We start from the raw sequence: 16,495 nt of genomic DNA, 5'->3' as shown, positions 1-16,495 counted from the left end.
TATAAAAGATATACCATATAAAACTGCAAAACAGATATTTAAATAAAAATTAGTATGAACAAAGTATTACTCTTTATGTGCCTACTAGGCAATTGTATTCAGCCTACTTATGCCCAAAGCGATGAAGTTATGGCAAAATCCTATTTTTTAAAAGCGCAACAGGCCTATAGCGAGGGCAATACTGCTACCGCGATGACCAACCTTGACAAAACAGTGGAATATCTAAAGGGCACCAATGCCAAGATAGAAAGCTTGTACGTAAAAATATGGGTTGCCAATAATAATTACCTAAATGCCAAAAAACACCTTAACAACTATTTTGACAATGCCGAGGAAAACCATTCGGACTATATGGAAATGCTAGCCTTTGTAGCGGATGTAAATTCTGAAATAGAAGCTGAAAAAACGTTTCTAAAAAACTTGGATATTGAAAAATTGAATTTTACCGAAAACCTGGCAAGAGTCAAATACAAAGACAAATATGGCTTCATTGACAAAGCCGGCAGCACAATAATTCCTTTTAAATTTGATAAGGCTTGGTCATTTTCAGAGGGCTTGGCACTAGTCATGTTAGATCATAAATTCGGTTTTATAGATAAAATGGGGCAAACGGTCATTCCTTTTGAATATGATGTAGCTTGGTCATTTTCAGAAGGCTTGGCACAAGTTCTTATAGACTATAAAAGTGGTTTTATAAACAAAAACGGTAAACTAGTAATACCTATTAAATATAACGACGCTGATAGTTTTTCAGAAGGTTTGGCACCAGTCAAATTAGGTAATTTATCGGATGGCACATATGGTTTTATAGACAAAACTGGTAAAACGGTAATTCCCTTTAAATATAAGAGTGCTCGATCATTTACAGATGGTTTAGCATTAGTCCAGTTAGAAGGTAAATGGGGTTATTTGAATAATACTGGACAAATAATAATCCCTATTAAATTCGATTATGCTTGGTCATTTTCAGAAGGCAAGGCTAAAGTAGAACTAAATGACAGGGTGTTCTATATTGATAAAACGGGCAATGAGATTAAATAATTTGTTATGTATATAAAAAATCACACGTTTAAAAAAGTCATAGGTATTTTAATCTTCCTATGCGTTAGTGTTTCAAAGCCTACCCACGCCCAAAGCGATGAAGTTATGGCGAAATCCTATTTTTTAAAGGCGCAACAAGCCTATAGCGAGGGCAATACTGCTACCGCGATGACCAACCTTGACAAAACGGTGGAATATCTAAAGGGCACCAATGCCAAAATAGAAGGCCTGTACGTAAAAATATGGATTGCTCGTAATAATTACCTAAATGCCAAAAAACACCTTAACAATTATTTTGATATGGCCGATGATAACCATTCAGATTATATGGAAATGTTAAGTCTCGTGGTAGATATCAAAAATCAAATAGATGCCAAGCAAAAAAGGAAAGAAGAATTCAAACAAGAGGTTGCACAAAGAGAAGAAGCTGAAAGGAAAAGAATTGAAGCTGAAAAATTCTTTTTGAATCAATTAGATAATGAACAATTGAATTTTCAAGAGGGTTTGGCTAGCGCTAAATATAAAGGTAAATACGGTTTTATTGACAAAAATCGTAACACAGTAATCCCTTATACCTTTGACGATACTGATGCCTTTTCAGAAGGCTTGGCAAGGGTTAAATTGAAGTATAAATTTGGTTATATAGACACAACTGGAAAAATTGTGATTCCTATTAAGTACAGTTTTGCTGGATCATTTTCAGAAGGTTTGGCAAAAGTTGAACTAAATAATACATACGGTTTTATAGACAAAACAGGTAAAACAATCATCCCGTTTAAATACAAAAAGGCTGATTCATTTTCAGAGGGATTGGCTTGTGTCATGTTGGATGATAAATATGGTTTTATAGACAAAAATGGAAAACCTATCACCCCTTTTAAATATGATTATGCTGACTCATTTTCAGAAGGTTTGGCAAATGTGAAACACAAAGAAAAGTATGGTTTTATAGATAATACAGGTAAAACGATAATTACTTTTAAATACGATGGAGCCGGGCCCTATAGACAAGGATTGGCGCCGGTAAAGCTGGATAATAAATACGGTTTTATAGATAATATTGGCAATATAGTTATTCCTTTTAAATACGACCTTGCGGGGTCATTTTCAGAAGGATTGGCTTATGTAAAATTAAATGGTAGAGAGTTCTATATTGATAAAACGGGCAATGAGATTAAATAATTTGTTATGTATATAAAAAATCACACGTTTAAAAAAGTCATAGGTATTTTAATCTTCCTATGCGTTAGTGTTTCAAAGCCCACCCACGCCCAAAGTGAAGAGGTAATGGCAAAATCCTATTTTTTAAAAGCCCAGAAAAACTATAGCGAAGGCAACACTGCTGCATCTCTAAACAATCTTTATAAAACAGTAGAGCATCTTGGCAGCACTAATGCAAAAATAGAAAGCATGTATGTAAAAATATGGCATAATAATGGTAACTTCTTTAATGCCAAAAATCATATTAATAATTATTTTGAAATGGCCGATGAAAGCCATTCGGATTATATGGAAATGCTAAACCTTGTCTCAGACATAAGTAGTAATACTAATTCCGAAAAAATAATATTTGAAGACGAATTATTCAAGTTTATAATGGGTAATAAATTTGGATTTATGGATAAGAATGGTAAAATTCTAACTTCAAGTAAGTATGATGAAGCTAATTCATTTTCAGAAGGTTTGGCCCTTGTTAAATTAGATAACAAATATGGTTTTATTGATAAAACTGGTGAAAGTGTTATACCAATTAAATACGATTATGCTAAAGATTTTTCAGAAGGATTAGCCTTGGTAATGTTAAATAACAAATATGGTTTTGTAGATAAAACAGGAAAAACAGTGATACCTGTAAGTTATGATTCTGCAGATAGCTTTTCAGAAGGTTTGGCCGTTGTTGGCTCGGATGACAAATATGGCTTTATAGATAAAAATGGAAAAACAGTAATTCCTTTTAGATATGATCATGTTGGATGGCATCATAATGGATCATTTTCGCAAGGTTTAGCACTCGTTAAACTTGATTGGAAATTTGGTTTTATAAACAAACTTGGAGAAATAGTAATTCCATTAATTTACGATGCAGCAAATGGATTTTCAGAAGGTTTAGCACCCGTTGCAATTGATCAAAAATTCGGTTTCATCGATAAAGATGGTAATACAATAATTCCATTTGAATATCAATATGCTCATCCATTTAAAGATGAAATAGCATTCGTTAAAGTAAACGATAAAATGGGTTTTATAGATAAAAATGGTAGAAAAATATCTTCATTTAGAAGTTATGATTATTTCTCGGCAATTTCAGATGGTTTGGTTAGAGTTGAATTGAATGATAAGTATGGGTTTATAGACAAAACTGGTAAAATAGTTATACCTATTAAATACGATTTTGTACATATTTTTAAAGATGGATTCGCGCGAGTTAGATTAAACGGTAGAGAATTCTATATTAATAAAACGGGTAATGAGGTAAGATAATTTAATTTAATAAAATCGATAGTATATCTATTGAATAAATTTAAAGGCTAATTCATTATTTTGTGAAATAAAATCAAGATAAGATGATTTATGTTAATTAAGATTTCCAAACGTCAGTTGCCAACAAGGGTTAATCGCCAATAAGCGACACCATTATTGAGAAAATAATTAACTTGACTTAACAGTCACTATAAGCATATGTTTAGCGTATATAAAGCCCCAAAATACAGATGAGACTAATCTGGAAGATAAAAAACGGGTTGATCCTAGTTTTTGGTTTGAAACTAAATTATAACTATTTTCAACCACTAATTAGGTAGTTTTAAGACAGACAGCCGTTGGCAACAAGCTGAAAAATACTTATTATTGGGTATTTCGATAATAAATTATTTATCATATACTTAAATAGTATGAAATCGAACTAAGCATTGCTCGAAATAAAAACCATAAATTATGAACCATAAGAATATTTACTCGATAGTCCTGATATTATTTCTTGGCACTTCAGTGGTTGCACAAGGCGATCCGTGTGAGCACCTCTTGGATTCTGACCTAAACGGAAGTATTGTCTTGCCAGATGGAAAAAGCTGGTGCGACGTTGCTCAGGAAACTGGTAGTGCCTATGCCAAATGCAAATGCAAGCAGAGTTCAGCCACGGAAACTAGCAAAGGAAAAATGCAAGCAGAAATTGATAATATGTACGCGCAAAGAGATGCGTTAATAGACAAAGCTAATAAGGCCAAACGAAACGCGTATCAAATAAGTTTGACTGACGACGACTCCAATTTTGATACAAAGAAGCAAGCTAAAATTGCCTTTTTGGAAGAATACATAGGGTACAATGAACAAGTCATTGGGCTTCTAAAAGAAATGAATCAACGTTTTGGAATGAACAACAATGTTAATGCTACAGAACAGGATGTGGCTCATAAACGAGCAGAAATTAACCGATTACACGAAAAAGAACAATCCAAAACCCACACACTAAGTATCGTATCAGATAAAACAGCGCATACCTCAAGCGGGCAGAGTGATGGTTATACTGAAAATAACCAATCACAAGAATCCATATACCAAAAACGGCAACGTGAGGCCCAGCAAGCTGAAAGAGAAAGAGAAGCGCAACGAAAATCAAGAGAAGCCGAAGTACAACGAAGAGTAGCAGTAAACCAGCGACAATATGAACAAACGATGGCCAATAAACAACAAGCCAGCAATTATATCAGTGGTGCCTTTGAAAGTCAATATCAAAACATTCGAAACACACAAGAAAGAAAATGGCAGGAAATTGAGCGTCAACAAGAAAGAGGCCGAAGAGAACGTGAAGAAAGTTTTAATAGACTTGGTGAAAAGCTTAAGGCTGTTGATAAAATATTACTTGATGCTATCAATTCAAGTAGTAATGTAATTTTTTATGATGAAATGCTTGACAATATAACCATAGATGCAAACCAAATTGTATTCAAAATGGAAGTATCCTATAGAACAAGTATTAGGAGTCGGAAGACAGGGCAGTATGAAAATAAACTCTATCTCTCCGATATTAAAGCACAGATTATTCATGGCTATATAAAGATGGTGGATAAAGCTTGTTTATCTGCAAGCAAGAAATTGGGTCTTACTTATGAGTCTGATTCTTATAATAAATACAATTCAAGGACTGCAATTGTAGCCTCAACTTCAAAGAAAGATTTAGAAAAATTTAAAAACAATTTAAAAAAAGCTATAAATCCATATGTTTCATATATGAGCACAGATATGGCTTTCAATGATTTTTCATCAGAAAAAAAGAAAAATATTTTGGGTGATGCTTATTCAGAAATTCTTTACAATCGGCTTCTAAATATTTATCAAACTCAAGAAGATTATTGTTTGGCAATTTATTCAGCATATTATAAAGCTTCCAAAAAAAAATCCGACTATAGTAAAGACATAGAACAAATTAAAAAATCTTTTAGAAAACTGTTTGGTGACGACCCACAATTTTGGAAAAAACTGGAATATATAAAGCAGGTAATAGATAATGGCAAAACAACGTTGGAATTATTTAATGTATACTTCTACGACAAACAAGGTACTCCTATTACCGATAATAATGGCACCTTACTTAATACTAAAGATGGTATCATAGATTTTTACTTTAAGGATGGTACCCACTATAGTCAAAAATACTTCGAAAATAGACAATTAAAAAAAATAATGTATGCTATACCAAACCCTAATAATTATGAGGTAAGGACTAAATTGGGAGAAGGTATTACTTTAAAAGAATATTACGATGAGTACCCTGAAATTATACTAAACAATCAATATTATATATCCGATAAAAGCAATATAATTTTTAGTTATATAAAAGGTGATGTTGGAAATATTACAATCTATAATGAAAATAAGTTGGTTATAAATGAACCTCTTAAAACCATGACCGTTATTGAAACTCACCCAAATGGAATGTTAAAGCGAATAGAATTTACTACGCGAGAAGAAGAGAAACACTATATAGAGCTAGACTCACTTGGTATGATAGGAAACACAAGCTTTACTTTAAATAATTAGACAATAAGCCGCCTCTTTCGAAATCTGGACTTGCAACAAAAAACTGGACAAATAGTTGAATGACTATGCCGCTAGTTTAAGGTTATACATATCTATTTCAAATTCTCTTATAGTTCTATTTCCTAAAAAGGAATGTCTTCTTCTATTATTGCACCAAGTTTCTATCCATCCAAAGATGGATAACTCCGCTTCAGATCTCAACTTATAATTGTGCCTATAAACCCATTCTACCTTTAATGATTTAAAGAACGATTCTGCAACAGCATTATCCCAGCAATTTCCTTTACGACTCATAGATTGGTTTACTAAGCCATTATAACTTTTAATTAAAGAGGTAAACTTATGGCTGGCATATTGTACACCTCGGTCGGAATGAAAAATTAAAGGCTGGGTTAAAGTTGTTTTCTTTACTGCCATATGCCAAGCCTTAATAATAGTGTCTTCTGTACTTAGATTATTGCTTAAAGCCCATCCAATAACTTTGCGGTTAAACAAATCAATAATTACAGTAAGATATAACCAACCTTGTTTAGTTTTGATATAGGTAATATCACTTACCCACACTTGATTCTGCCGGCTTACGTCAAAGTTTTGGTTTAATAAATTAGGTGCTATTGGGTAATTATGCTTACTATCTGTGGTTGCTTTAAACTTACGTTTTCGTTTTGCAAACAAATAATTAGCATTCATAATGCGCCACTCTGGGCTTTGATATTTTATAGCCTAATGACTCCAACTCTGTTTTTATTCTAGGTGAGCCATAGCTTTCAAAGCTACCTTTAAATATAGATTTAATAAGCGTTGTCACTTTTTGATTTTCTAACCATAATTTACTTGGTCCTGATTGTAACCAATGGTAATAACCGCTTTTGCTTACCTTTAATATTTGACAAATCATCTCGACAGGAAATCTCATAAGGTGCTGCTTTATAAACCTGTATTTTTCTTGTTGCTCGCGGAGAAGATGCTGATGGCCTTTTTTAAGATGTCACGTTCCATTTCGGCATTTTTTAAAGCTTTTTTTAATCGAGCTATCTCTTTTTCTTCATCGGTCATTTTAGGATTACCACGACCTAGAAAACTGTTCTTACCATAATCTTTTAACTCCTTACGCCAACGGTAAAGTACGGATGGAAATATATCTAGATCATCGCATACTTGTTTTACATTGCCTTTGGCATAATTTAATTCGACTGCTTTTTGTTTAAATTCTAAGGTGTAATGTTTAGATTTTTTTCTCATAATGGCTAAGATAAAAACTAACTAACATTTTCTCTCATCTTTATGTCTAGTCTAATATAGGAAGTCCAGCTTTTTAAAACGTGTAGAAAAGGAGGGTGAAGACTATGGTTATGCAGAATTTACAGATAATATAGACACGTTGATTATTGGCAGAAAAACCTATGATTATGTACTTAAAGAAGTTGGTTCATCTCATTATGATAATGGACAAAGAGATATTTATGTAATTACAAGAACCCAAAGACCAAGTGTAGGTAGAACTACTTTTTACACAGGTAAATTGACCGATTTAGTGAGTCAATTAAAATCTGAAAACGGAAAAAACATCTATTGTGATGGTGGAGCTGAAGTAATTAATGAACTATTAAAAAACGACTTGATTGATGAGTTTATCATTTCGATCGTTCCTGTATTATTAGGAAGTGGAATAAGGTTATTTAAAGATAAAAGACCTGAGCAACTGCTTGAATTTGTGAAAGTAAAAACATTTGAAACAGGTTTAGCTCAACTACATTACAAACGAAAAGAATAATATGAAAAAAAGAGACAAAATAATTTATTGGATAGCCACAGTTTGGCTTTCTCTAGGAATGTTATCTACAGGTATTGTACAATTGATACAAATAGAAGAAAATCTTAAAATCATGGAACTATTAGGTTATCCTTCTTATGTGTTGAGTATTCTCGGAGTATGGAAAATTCTAGGGGTGATAGCAATACTCATTCCTAAATTTCCTTTATTAAAAGAATGGGCGTACGCAGGTTTCTTTTTTGTAATGTCAGGTGCAATCGTTTCGCATTTGGCAATTAGAGATGAAATAGTAACACTGTTCGGACCAAGTTTACTTCTAGTACTAACATTTATTTCTTGGTATTTCAGACCTGCTAATAGAAAATTAATATAAATGAAAGAGTTAAAACCAAAAACAGTTGATGAGTTTATCGATAATTCACCAGAAGAAGCGCAAGAAGTTATGATCAAACTCAAAAAGCTCATTGAAACCACAGCACCAAATGCAGAAAGTGGAATAAGTTGGAATGTGCCCATTTATAAATACAACGGAATTCTTGCTGGTTTTTCTTTAGCTAAAAAACACGTGAGCTTTGGTATCGATTCTTTAACTGAAGAAATGCGTAAAATATTGGAAGAAAAGGGATATAAAACAGGTAAAAAGACCATTCAGATAAAATTTGACCAAGATATTCCTACAGAAGAATTTAAGCAACTGATTAAGCAACAAGCAAAGCTAAACGAAGTTTAATTTACATTGGTATAAATTAAAAAGTATGACGAATATCACATCTCAAACCCAGACAATTGTTGAGAATTTTTTAAAATTCTTGACAGAAAGAAATTTAAACCAAATTACTAACCTTTTTGCTAATGATATAAATTGGTTTATACCAGGTGACGAAACTAAAGCACCATGGCTTGGAAAAAGAAGTAATAGAAAAGAGGTTGAGCAATTTTACGATTTACTGTGGAGCAGTACAGAACCTATTTCAGCACAAATAAGTAATATACTTATTGATAATGAAAATGCAGTAATTACAGGTGAATTTTCAACTAAAATGTTGCTAACAGGCAAGATTGTAAGCTCTTTATTTTGTGTTGAAATGATTATTGAAAATAACCTAATCACAAAATATCGTTTGCTTGAAGATAGTTATGCCGTTTCAAAAGCGCTTAGCCAACAATAATTGATAATAAGATGAAAATAGAAGAACATAATATCAATGGATTAAATACTGCTGAAGTCATTTCGGATGAAATCATCATTCATACTGTAGATGATGCGCTTAATTTACTGGGAAACTTATATTATCAAGGATATGAGAAAATGATTGTTCACGAGCAAAATATCACACCCTACTTCTTTGATTTAAAAACCAAATTAGCGGGAGAGATACTTCAAAAATTCACTCAATATAAAATGCCTTTAATTATCGTAGGAGATTTTTCAAGCTATTCAAGTACAAGTCTAAAAGACTTTATTTTTGAAAGTAATAAGGGTACACAAGTTAATTTTAAAAGCTCACTAAATGAAGCATTAAACCCATTGTAAAATTAAAACATTCTTAAATGGAAAAAGTTGACCAATACATCGAAAAGATAAAGAACTGGAAAGAAGAAACCATTCTATTGCGAGAAATTTGTCTTGAATGTGGTTTAGAAGAAGATTTTAAATGGATGCACCCTTGTTATACCTATCAAGGTAAAAACATAGTGCTTATACATGGTTTTAAAGACTATTGTGCTTTGCTTTTCCATAAAGGAGTATTGTTGAATGATACTCATCAAATTTTAATTCAACAAACCGAGAATGTACAGGCTGCTCGTCAAATCCGTTTTATCAACCTAAAGGAAATCATTGATTTAAAATCGGCTATTAAAGCTTATATTTTTGAGGCGGTTGAAGTTGAAAAAAGAGGGTTGAAAGTTAAAAAGAAAAAGACTTCAGCCTATAAAATTCCACAAGAACTTAAAGAAGCATTAGATAACAATCCTGAATTAAAAACAGCATTTAATAAGCTTACACCCGGTAGGCAAAGAGGGTATTTGCTTTACTTTTCACAAGCAAAACAATCTAAGACACGAATATCAAGAATTGAAAAGTCTATACCAAATATTTTTAAAGGTAAAGGATATAACGAAAAATAAGCTCGAATAAGTTTATGTCTAATATATTTAATGTACATACCGTAGAGATATTTAAAACTGATATAGAGAATCAAAATTTAGCCGACCAAATAGTTTTTGATCTTAACCAATTATATCCCGATTATCATATCAATTTTGATTTTGAGGATTGCGATAACGTATTAAGGATTGAGGCTAATAATGGCATCGACATACCAGGAGTTCTAAACTATGGAAGATTAAATAACATTAAAATAAGCCTTATAAATTATTAAATTCCTAAAAGGTCTCTAAGTATATAATATAGCCTGTAAATTTTAAAAAAATGATTTTATAAAAATAGATGAAGTTTAACGAATAGAATATGTCATCCTTGTAGAGTAAAATTTACACCTCCTAGAATTAAGGGAAGAGAAAATCATACTGTTATTACATAGAAATTATTTTTAATTTTAATTAGTAATTATGAAGAAATACAATTCGAAAGGTTTTTAAAGGTATTTGCTAGTGGAAAACCAGCCTTAGAAATCAGTTTTATGCTAATTTATTCCTAGAGAACTAGGGCGCTAAAAGAAAAAAAATTTTTAATGTATTTATATACGATCATTTAAGATAATAATTAATTTGAAATTTATGATAGCAAACACTCCTGAACCTCCTTATTATGCTGTAATCTTTAGTTCATTAAGAACAGAAGAAATTGAGGGGTATGCTGAAATGGCTGATTTAATGGTACAACTAGCTAGTAAGCAAGAAGGATTTATAGGTGTAGAAAGTGCAAGAAATGAGCTTGGAATAACCGTGTCATATTGGAAAGATCTTGAGTCGATAAAAAAATGGAAACAACAATCCGATCACTTAATTGCTCAAAATAAAGGAAGAACTGAATGGTATAAACACTATAAAACAAGAATAGCAAAAGTGGAAAGGGATTATGAATTTAAAAAATAATAATAATTTCTATGTAATAACAGGAGGGCCTGGAGTAGGGAAAACGACTTTATTTGAAGAATTAAAAAGTAGAAATCATGTAATTATTCCTGAAATTGCACGTGAATTAATAAAAGAACAACAGGAAAGCAATGGAGAGGCATTACCATGGAAAAACAAAGAATTATATAAAGAAATAATGTTTAAGCGTTCTTTACATAGTTTTGAACAGACAGAAAAAAAATTAAATGGAGAAAAGCCTATTTTTTTTGATCGTGGGTTTTTAGACACAATTTGTTATGCTAAACTGATTCAATCAGAAATAGACGAGGAAATGGAACATTTTGCCGAGAATTGGAGGTACAATAAGAATATATTTATGCTTCCTCCTTGGCAAGAAATTTATCAAATAGATAACGAACGTAAACAAGATTGGAAAGAAGCCGTTTTAACATTTGAGAAAATGTGTGGAACCTACAAAAAATATGGATATAATATTGTTGAAATACCTAAAATATCTGTAAGCGAAAGAGCGGATTTTGTATTGGAAATCATCGAAAATTAACATACAAATGTATACACTGTATAGAAGATATGTAGATATCCCAAACAATTAAGGCAGTAAGTTTAGATAACTCAATTTGCGAATATGACACGAAAAAATAACATTGATACACAAACAAAGACTTCTTCCAGCTATATTGCTCAAATTATAATGAACATTACCACAATAAATGCTTGGAATAGGATAGCAATCAATACACATAAATCTTTAAATAAATAAAAAAATGAAAAATTTTTTAATCCTTTGTACTGCCATATTTCTATACAGTTGCAACTCAAAAACCAAAACCATACACGATACTGTCAAAAAAGAAAATAATAAAAATATAGTGTCATCAGATACGTTAACAAAACACCTAAAACCATTTAATTCTGAATTGCCAACAATTGGCCTTTTGATGTACAACGGAGTTTTGCAAAGTGAAGTAATTGCAACTTCCGATGTTTTTGCAAAACCTACCGAAGATGGAAAACAGCTTTTCAATGTGATAACCATAGCTGAAACTAATAAACCAATCACAACAGAAGAAGGTATGCACTTTGTGCCCGATTATACTTTTGACAATTGTCCTAACTTAACAGCTTTGTTTGTGCCAAGTGCTTATGATATGTACGCTCAAATTCATAACAAAAAAATAGTTAATTTTATAAAAGAGAAAAATAAAGAAGTTGAGTATGTTGTGAGTAATTGTGCCGGAGCTCAATTAATTGGAAAATCAGGCATTGCAGATGGACATAAAATAGTTACTTGGATTGGTGGTGGTAAACAACTACAAAAAGATTACCCGAATTTAAAAGTACAGAATGACAGCTTGATAACGTTTGTTGAAGACGGAAAATTTAGTTCATCAAATGGAAATCTTGCAAGTTATATTTCGGCATTGAATTTATTAGAAAAAATGACAAGTACTGAACATAAAGAGTTTGTGGAAAGTTATCTATATCTAGATCGACTTCAAAATTGGAAAGAATGATTCATAAATCAGTATAAAATCGAAAGCTTTGTGAGTGAAACTTACTAAAATTCATGCATTATACCGTTTTACACGAACTAAAAAAGAAACGAAACAGTGAAATTAAAACGAAGAAGAAAATTAATAAGCTATTTAAATATTTTAGACCAACCTGTCCGATTTAACCCATTCGTTTTCAGTCGAACTTTTTTATTATGGGCTTTACTAGGTTTGATAGGCGGAATTATTGCGGGAGTTTATTGGATTGGACTTGAATTTCTAACTCATCAATTAAGCTTTTTTAGCGGGTGGCAAGTAATACCTGCAATGGCAATTTGCGGATTTTTAGCAGGTTTAATAATTCATTTCATCGGAGATCCGGGAGAAATACATTTAATTGTAAACAATATCCGATTTAATAAAGGAAAACTTGACCCCAAAAACAATCCGTCAATGGTTCTCTCTTCTTTGTTATGTGTTGCCTCAGGTGGAAGTCTCGGGCCTGAAGCGCCATTAGTACAAGTAACCGGTTCTACGGCAACCTGGATAGGAAAATTATTCCGATTAAAAGGAGAAGAATTACGCTCAGTAAGTATCGCAGGAATGGCTTCAGGTTTTACAGCCTTATTCGGAGCACCGTTAGGGGGTAGTTTATTTTCTTTAGAAATACTTCATCACAAACACGCAGTCGAGTATTATAAAGCAATTATCCCTGCATTTGTAGCAAGTTGCTTTAGTTACTTGGTTTTCGCCTTAATAATTCATTTGGGTCTTGGTCCTATTTGGGATTTGTCAGCTTATGAATATTCAGGAATCTTTGATTTTGGTTATGCAGTTCTCTTTGCAATAATTGGAGCTGCTTTTGGTTGGGCATTTATTTTTTGTACCAAATTTTTCAAATCAATTTTCCAGAAAAGACCAATACCTATTTATATTAAAACGCTCATAGGAGGGATTCTTCTTGGAATTATAGCATTTTATTTACCAATAACAAGATACTTTGGACATCACGAGATAAACGAACTACTATCAGGAAATTTTTCATTGACTTTATTGTTTGCAATTTTGGTTTTCAAGATAATAGCAATTTCAATAACCGTTACCTCAGGTTGGAGGGGTGGGTTTATCATTCCGCTGTTTTTTGTAGGAGCAACATTAGGATTGATTATCCATCAACTTTTCCCGACAGTAAATTTGACCTTAGCAATAGTTAGTTGTATGGCAGCAATTAATGCGTGTGTAACTCGAACACCAATGAGTACTACCATTTTACTTGCTACCTTGACAGGGTTCGGACACTTTATCCCTATCTTATTCGCAAGTTTAACAGGTTATTTTTTAGCTCCGAGAATACCTTTTATTGGTTCACAAATGAAAAAAGAATAAAAATACAGCAAACAAAGAATATATATAAATGCTATTAGCATGTATCATATTTTGTGCTTCAAAATTCTTTATTTTCAAGCATTACTGGTATATACTTTTTTTGTGATTTCCATTAAAACTCCCCCAAATATACACTAACCGAAGCTTGTTTGGCTTCCGGTTGTATATACGCCATCCAAAGATGAAAAGTAAAGACTTGCCATTTTTTGGGGATGCTAAAATTTATATAGGCATCTTCACGAAATCCCGCTTGGGTTTGAAAATAGACTTCTTGCGTTTTTTCCTGATACAGAACCAGTAGCACTTGATCTTTTGCAGATGCAAAAGCTTGTCTGGTTTGTGCCAGCCATTGGAGTTCTAAATGATCCGCTGCCGGTCGCTGCGCGTGCACTTGCTCCGGTACCCGTATAGTTCCATAACTGACTATAGCTTTTGCGTAATTAATTTCATAGCCATCGGGAGTATGAGTTAAGGCTTCTTTTAAATAATAAGATTTCGCGTGATTAAACGCTGACTTTTTAGGATGTAAAGGGAAGTAACTTGATTTGAATAAAAACTTCAATGCTTGTAAAAAACGCATCACTATGGTCATCTTAGATTGCTGTAAGCTTTGCGCTGTACTTGGGGGCTTTAAGGTGGGCGTAGGAAGCGTGCTAATGTATGTGCCATTTTTGTTTCGTTTAAAAACAATACTTGCCGCTTTTCCGCTAATATTCCCAAAGGGATTGTTGAGTAGTCGTGCCATATGCTATGAAGTGTTTTATGGTTAATGTTTGTTGGCTTCATAAAAATCTTCTTCAAAAATATTAGAATGCGCATGGCATGTAAGCAGGTTTTTCCATAGAAAAAGTATGGATAAACCATAGCTCAAGTATAGCTAAATCATTACTCCTTCGAGACAGAACCGTGGTTAAGCCGTATATAGGGACTTTATACGGCTAAGCTTCGAGCTAGCATTGGTTAAGCCTTGTGTTAGTATTGGGGGAGCCATACACGACTTATACACTTGATAGAGGGGTAAGATGTCATTAACTTAGCTTTTTTATGACCATTTTCTGGTTTTGTTTAATTATAATTTCAAAGATTAAATGCGTTTACAGTTTCCTTTTTTTATGTAATTGTAAGATTGAAAACTATAGAATAGAAAATAGAAGCTTTTTACTCTAGTTGGTATATATTAAAAGAAAAGGCTATGCATCAAAACAATCAGTCTTCCAGTCTTCTAAGGATTGTGGCGTTTTATGGCAGAAATTTGAGGAAGATAAAATTTTTGATCAGATAGTCCTATACATTTCAGAATTAATAGAGCCTGTGGAGCCAAAAAAGTACTCCCGAGAAGATATAAGAAATATAATGAGTAATGTATTTTAACAAAGAAGTTATCAGTCAAAGGATTCCTAAAAGAAAAATGTCGTGAAACGATAATCAGATCACACAACTAAGACTTTATAAAAATGACTGATTTGGTTGCAAGCGGAAAAGCAATACCTAAAGGAAAGAAACAAAAACCAATTTTATTGAGTACAACCTTCGAAGACTATCTCCAAAAAAATATGTGTTTACAAACATGCTAAATCTAATACTATAAAAAACTCAAGCTTAATTTAAACTTGAGTTTTTATAACTAAGGTGAAGCAGTATATTAATGCAAATCTTCCAAGGTTTTTACCTCATTAAGAGTTCTTTCTATTTTATTTTTTTGGGTAGAGATCAAATTTGCTATACTTTGAGGAAAATCAGAAAAATTAGACAAGGCTTCTTCATATTCTTTTTTAGCTGCTTTATCTCCGCGAATGCATTCTTCTAAAATAGCCTCATCATCATCTACCGATAAAGCAGATTTAAAACTGATCCATCCTCTATGGATTTTTCCGGTAGTGCTTCCATCGGTATCAATTTTTTCATCCGGATAATTCACGTTCAGCTTTTCCGAGAGGTCTTGAGCAAACGATGCTCGTTCTCTTGATTGATTTATTAAAAATGATTTTAATTCTTGTGATTCAGCATTGTCAGCCGCTTCTTTAAAACCTTTTACAGCATCATTGTTTTTTTCAATTAAATCATTAATTTTTTTTGCAGTTTCGTTTTGGTTCATAACAATAAAGTTTAAGTTGTTTATAAAAATTATTTGCCTTTCTTTTGGGTTGAATCTTTAATCTTCAATCCATCTTTCGTAGAATTGTCCTCTTCACTATGTACAATCTTACTGCTATACGGCGTATGCTTTTCTGACTTTTTTGAATGTTCTTCTTTTTTCTTATTCATAACTAATATATTTAAGGTAATTGATTTGTAATAGTTTAATCCCTTTAGAAATTTATATAGCCTTCAAAAAGAGGCTAAAGCTTTAAGAAAGGTATTCTTTACACTTTGCAGCACACTCTTTGCAGGCTGTAGCACATTGTTGACAATGCGTTGTAGAATGCTTTTTACATTCTTCTGCACATTCTTCACAAAGTTGTTGACAATAGCTTAGGATTGGCACTAAATTGATGGAAGTCTCGGCTGCCATTAGGGTAGCGGTGGTAGTACATACAGAAGCACAAGCCCGATCTAACTGTATACAAGAGATCATTTTTTTTACGTCATCTTCTTCTAAACATTTAGAAGCACAAAAATTACAATGATTAATACAATTGGAAAGACTGTTTAATAAACTTGAATTTTTCATAAGAATTTTTAATTCTAAATTACTTTTTTA

18 protein-coding genes and 1 pseudogene are annotated in these 16,495 nt (G+C 32.3%); 14 read left to right on the top strand and 5 right to left on the bottom strand.

Annotated elements, in window-relative coordinates:
- Positions 1–54: 54 nt before the first annotated feature.
- The 4 genes from D9R05_RS07325 (at position 55) to D9R05_RS07310 (ending at position 6,078) form a co-directional block, all read left to right on the top strand.
- Positions 55–1,041 (top strand): WG repeat-containing protein, encoded by a 987-nt coding sequence (locus D9R05_RS07325; RefSeq protein WP_121666571.1) that lies wholly within the window; start codon positions 55–57, stop codon positions 1,039–1,041.
- A 6-nt stretch (positions 1,042–1,047) separates the two neighbouring features.
- Positions 1,048–2,223 (top strand): WG repeat-containing protein, encoded by a 1,176-nt coding sequence (locus tag D9R05_RS07320; protein WP_240462992.1) that lies wholly within the window; start codon positions 1,048–1,050, stop codon positions 2,221–2,223.
- A gap of 6 nt (positions 2,224–2,229) precedes the next feature.
- Complete coding sequence (locus tag D9R05_RS07315) at positions 2,230–3,522, top strand: WG repeat-containing protein (protein ID WP_121666570.1); 1,293 nt, start codon at positions 2,230–2,232, stop codon at positions 3,520–3,522.
- Between the two features lie 453 nt (positions 3,523–3,975).
- Positions 3,976–6,078: a CCDC34 family protein gene (locus D9R05_RS07310; RefSeq protein ID WP_121666569.1), complete on the top strand. Its 2,103-nt coding sequence runs from the start codon at positions 3,976–3,978 to the stop codon at positions 6,076–6,078.
- Positions 6,079–6,141: 63 nt separating this feature from the next.
- Here the strand turns inward: D9R05_RS07310 and D9R05_RS07305 are convergent.
- A pseudogene (locus D9R05_RS07305) lies at positions 6,142–7,320 on the bottom strand (IS3 family transposase).
- Positions 7,321–7,459: 139 nt separating this feature from the next.
- On the opposite strand from D9R05_RS07305, the gene D9R05_RS07300 reads away from it, so the two are divergent.
- From D9R05_RS07300 to D9R05_RS07245, 10 genes are all read left to right on the top strand, one after another.
- Positions 7,460–7,852, top strand: coding sequence for a dihydrofolate reductase family protein (locus D9R05_RS07300; protein ID WP_240462990.1), 393 nt, complete (start codon positions 7,460–7,462; stop codon positions 7,850–7,852).
- A gap of 1 nt (position 7,853) precedes the next feature.
- A complete protein-coding gene (locus D9R05_RS07295) occupies positions 7,854–8,225 on the top strand; it encodes a DoxX family protein (protein WP_121666568.1) in 372 nt (123 codons plus the stop codon).
- Entirely contained in the window at positions 8,226–8,582 is a 357-nt protein-coding gene (locus D9R05_RS07290; protein ID WP_121666567.1) for an iron chaperone, read from the top strand. It abuts the gene before it with no gap.
- Between the two features lie 25 nt (positions 8,583–8,607).
- Positions 8,608–9,021, top strand: a complete 414-nt coding sequence (locus tag D9R05_RS07285; RefSeq protein ID WP_121666566.1) for a nuclear transport factor 2 family protein — start codon at positions 8,608–8,610, stop codon at positions 9,019–9,021.
- A gap of 11 nt (positions 9,022–9,032) precedes the next feature.
- Complete coding sequence (locus tag D9R05_RS07280) at positions 9,033–9,386, top strand: DUF4180 domain-containing protein (RefSeq protein ID WP_121666565.1); 354 nt, start codon at positions 9,033–9,035, stop codon at positions 9,384–9,386.
- A 17-nt stretch (positions 9,387–9,403) separates the two neighbouring features.
- Positions 9,404–9,982 carry a YdeI/OmpD-associated family protein gene (locus D9R05_RS07275; RefSeq protein ID WP_121666564.1) on the top strand — a complete coding sequence of 193 codons (579 nt, stop codon included), beginning with the start codon at positions 9,404–9,406 and terminating at the stop codon, positions 9,980–9,982.
- A gap of 612 nt (positions 9,983–10,594) precedes the next feature.
- A complete protein-coding gene (locus D9R05_RS07265) occupies positions 10,595–10,912 on the top strand; it encodes an antibiotic biosynthesis monooxygenase family protein (protein ID WP_121666562.1) in 318 nt (105 codons plus the stop codon).
- A complete protein-coding gene (locus D9R05_RS07260; RefSeq protein WP_121666561.1) occupies positions 10,896–11,456 on the top strand; it encodes an AAA family ATPase in 561 nt (186 codons plus the stop codon). Before D9R05_RS07265 ends, D9R05_RS07260 begins: the two co-directional genes overlap by 17 nt.
- 223 nt (positions 11,457–11,679) lie before the next feature.
- On the top strand, positions 11,680–12,429 hold the full coding sequence (locus D9R05_RS07250; protein WP_121666560.1) for a DJ-1/PfpI family protein: 750 nt from the start codon (positions 11,680–11,682) through the stop codon (positions 12,427–12,429).
- 96 nt (positions 12,430–12,525) lie between these two features.
- Positions 12,526–13,794 (top strand): chloride channel protein, encoded by a 1,269-nt coding sequence (locus tag D9R05_RS07245; RefSeq protein ID WP_121666559.1) that lies wholly within the window; start codon positions 12,526–12,528, stop codon positions 13,792–13,794.
- A 112-nt stretch (positions 13,795–13,906) separates the two neighbouring features.
- Here the strand turns inward: D9R05_RS07245 and D9R05_RS07240 are convergent, their stop codons facing one another.
- The 4 genes from D9R05_RS07240 to D9R05_RS07225 form a co-directional block, all read right to left on the bottom strand.
- A complete protein-coding gene (locus D9R05_RS07240; protein ID WP_121666558.1) occupies positions 13,907–14,539 on the bottom strand; it encodes a DUF6266 family protein in 633 nt (210 codons plus the stop codon).
- An 897-nt stretch (positions 14,540–15,436) separates the two neighbouring features.
- On the bottom strand, positions 15,437–15,889 hold the full coding sequence (locus D9R05_RS07230; protein ID WP_121666556.1) for a ferritin-like domain-containing protein: 453 nt from the start codon (positions 15,887–15,889) through the stop codon (positions 15,437–15,439).
- A 29-nt stretch (positions 15,890–15,918) separates the two neighbouring features.
- Entirely contained in the window at positions 15,919–16,059 is a 141-nt protein-coding gene (locus tag D9R05_RS15480; protein WP_162984919.1) for a hypothetical protein, read from the bottom strand.
- Positions 16,060–16,141: 82 nt separating this feature from the next.
- A complete protein-coding gene (locus D9R05_RS07225) occupies positions 16,142–16,465 on the bottom strand; it encodes a four-helix bundle copper-binding protein (protein ID WP_121666555.1) in 324 nt (107 codons plus the stop codon).
- Positions 16,466–16,495 lie beyond the last annotated feature (30 nt).

The sequence above is a fragment of the Mesonia aquimarina genome, from assembly GCF_003667275.1.
Classification (GTDB): Bacteria; Bacteroidota; Bacteroidia; order Flavobacteriales; family Flavobacteriaceae; genus Mesonia; species Mesonia aquimarina.
Note: the sequence above shows the minus strand (reverse complement) of the source record. Positions and strands in the feature narration are given on the sequence as shown.

Coding starts and splice junctions, on each gene's coding strand:
- D9R05_RS07325 (WP_121666571.1), top strand. CDS start 55: ATGAACAAAGTATTACTCTTTATGTGCCTACTAGGCAATTGTATTCAG.
- D9R05_RS07315 (WP_121666570.1), top strand. CDS start 2,230: ATGTATATAAAAAATCACACGTTTAAAAAAGTCATAGGTATTTTAATC.
- D9R05_RS07260 (WP_121666561.1), top strand. CDS start 10,896: ATGAATTTAAAAAATAATAATAATTTCTATGTAATAACAGGAGGGCCT.
- D9R05_RS07295 (WP_121666568.1), top strand. CDS start 7,854: ATGAAAAAAAGAGACAAAATAATTTATTGGATAGCCACAGTTTGGCTT.
- D9R05_RS07290 (WP_121666567.1), top strand. CDS start 8,226: ATGAAAGAGTTAAAACCAAAAACAGTTGATGAGTTTATCGATAATTCA.
- D9R05_RS07280 (WP_121666565.1), top strand. CDS start 9,033: ATGAAAATAGAAGAACATAATATCAATGGATTAAATACTGCTGAAGTC.
- D9R05_RS15480 (WP_162984919.1), bottom strand. CDS start 16,059: ATGAATAAGAAAAAAGAAGAACATTCAAAAAAGTCAGAAAAGCATACG.
- D9R05_RS07320 (WP_240462992.1), top strand. CDS start 1,048: ATGTATATAAAAAATCACACGTTTAAAAAAGTCATAGGTATTTTAATC.
- D9R05_RS07230 (WP_121666556.1), bottom strand. CDS start 15,889: ATGAACCAAAACGAAACTGCAAAAAAAATTAATGATTTAATTGAAAAA.
- D9R05_RS07240 (WP_121666558.1), bottom strand. CDS start 14,539: ATGGCACGACTACTCAACAATCCCTTTGGGAATATTAGCGGAAAAGCG.
- D9R05_RS07265 (WP_121666562.1), top strand. CDS start 10,595: ATGATAGCAAACACTCCTGAACCTCCTTATTATGCTGTAATCTTTAGT.
- D9R05_RS07225 (WP_121666555.1), bottom strand. CDS start 16,465: ATGAAAAATTCAAGTTTATTAAACAGTCTTTCCAATTGTATTAATCAT.
- D9R05_RS07250 (WP_121666560.1), top strand. CDS start 11,680: ATGAAAAATTTTTTAATCCTTTGTACTGCCATATTTCTATACAGTTGC.
- D9R05_RS07275 (WP_121666564.1), top strand. CDS start 9,404: ATGGAAAAAGTTGACCAATACATCGAAAAGATAAAGAACTGGAAAGAA.
- D9R05_RS07310 (WP_121666569.1), top strand. CDS start 3,976: ATGAACCATAAGAATATTTACTCGATAGTCCTGATATTATTTCTTGGC.
- D9R05_RS07285 (WP_121666566.1), top strand. CDS start 8,608: ATGACGAATATCACATCTCAAACCCAGACAATTGTTGAGAATTTTTTA.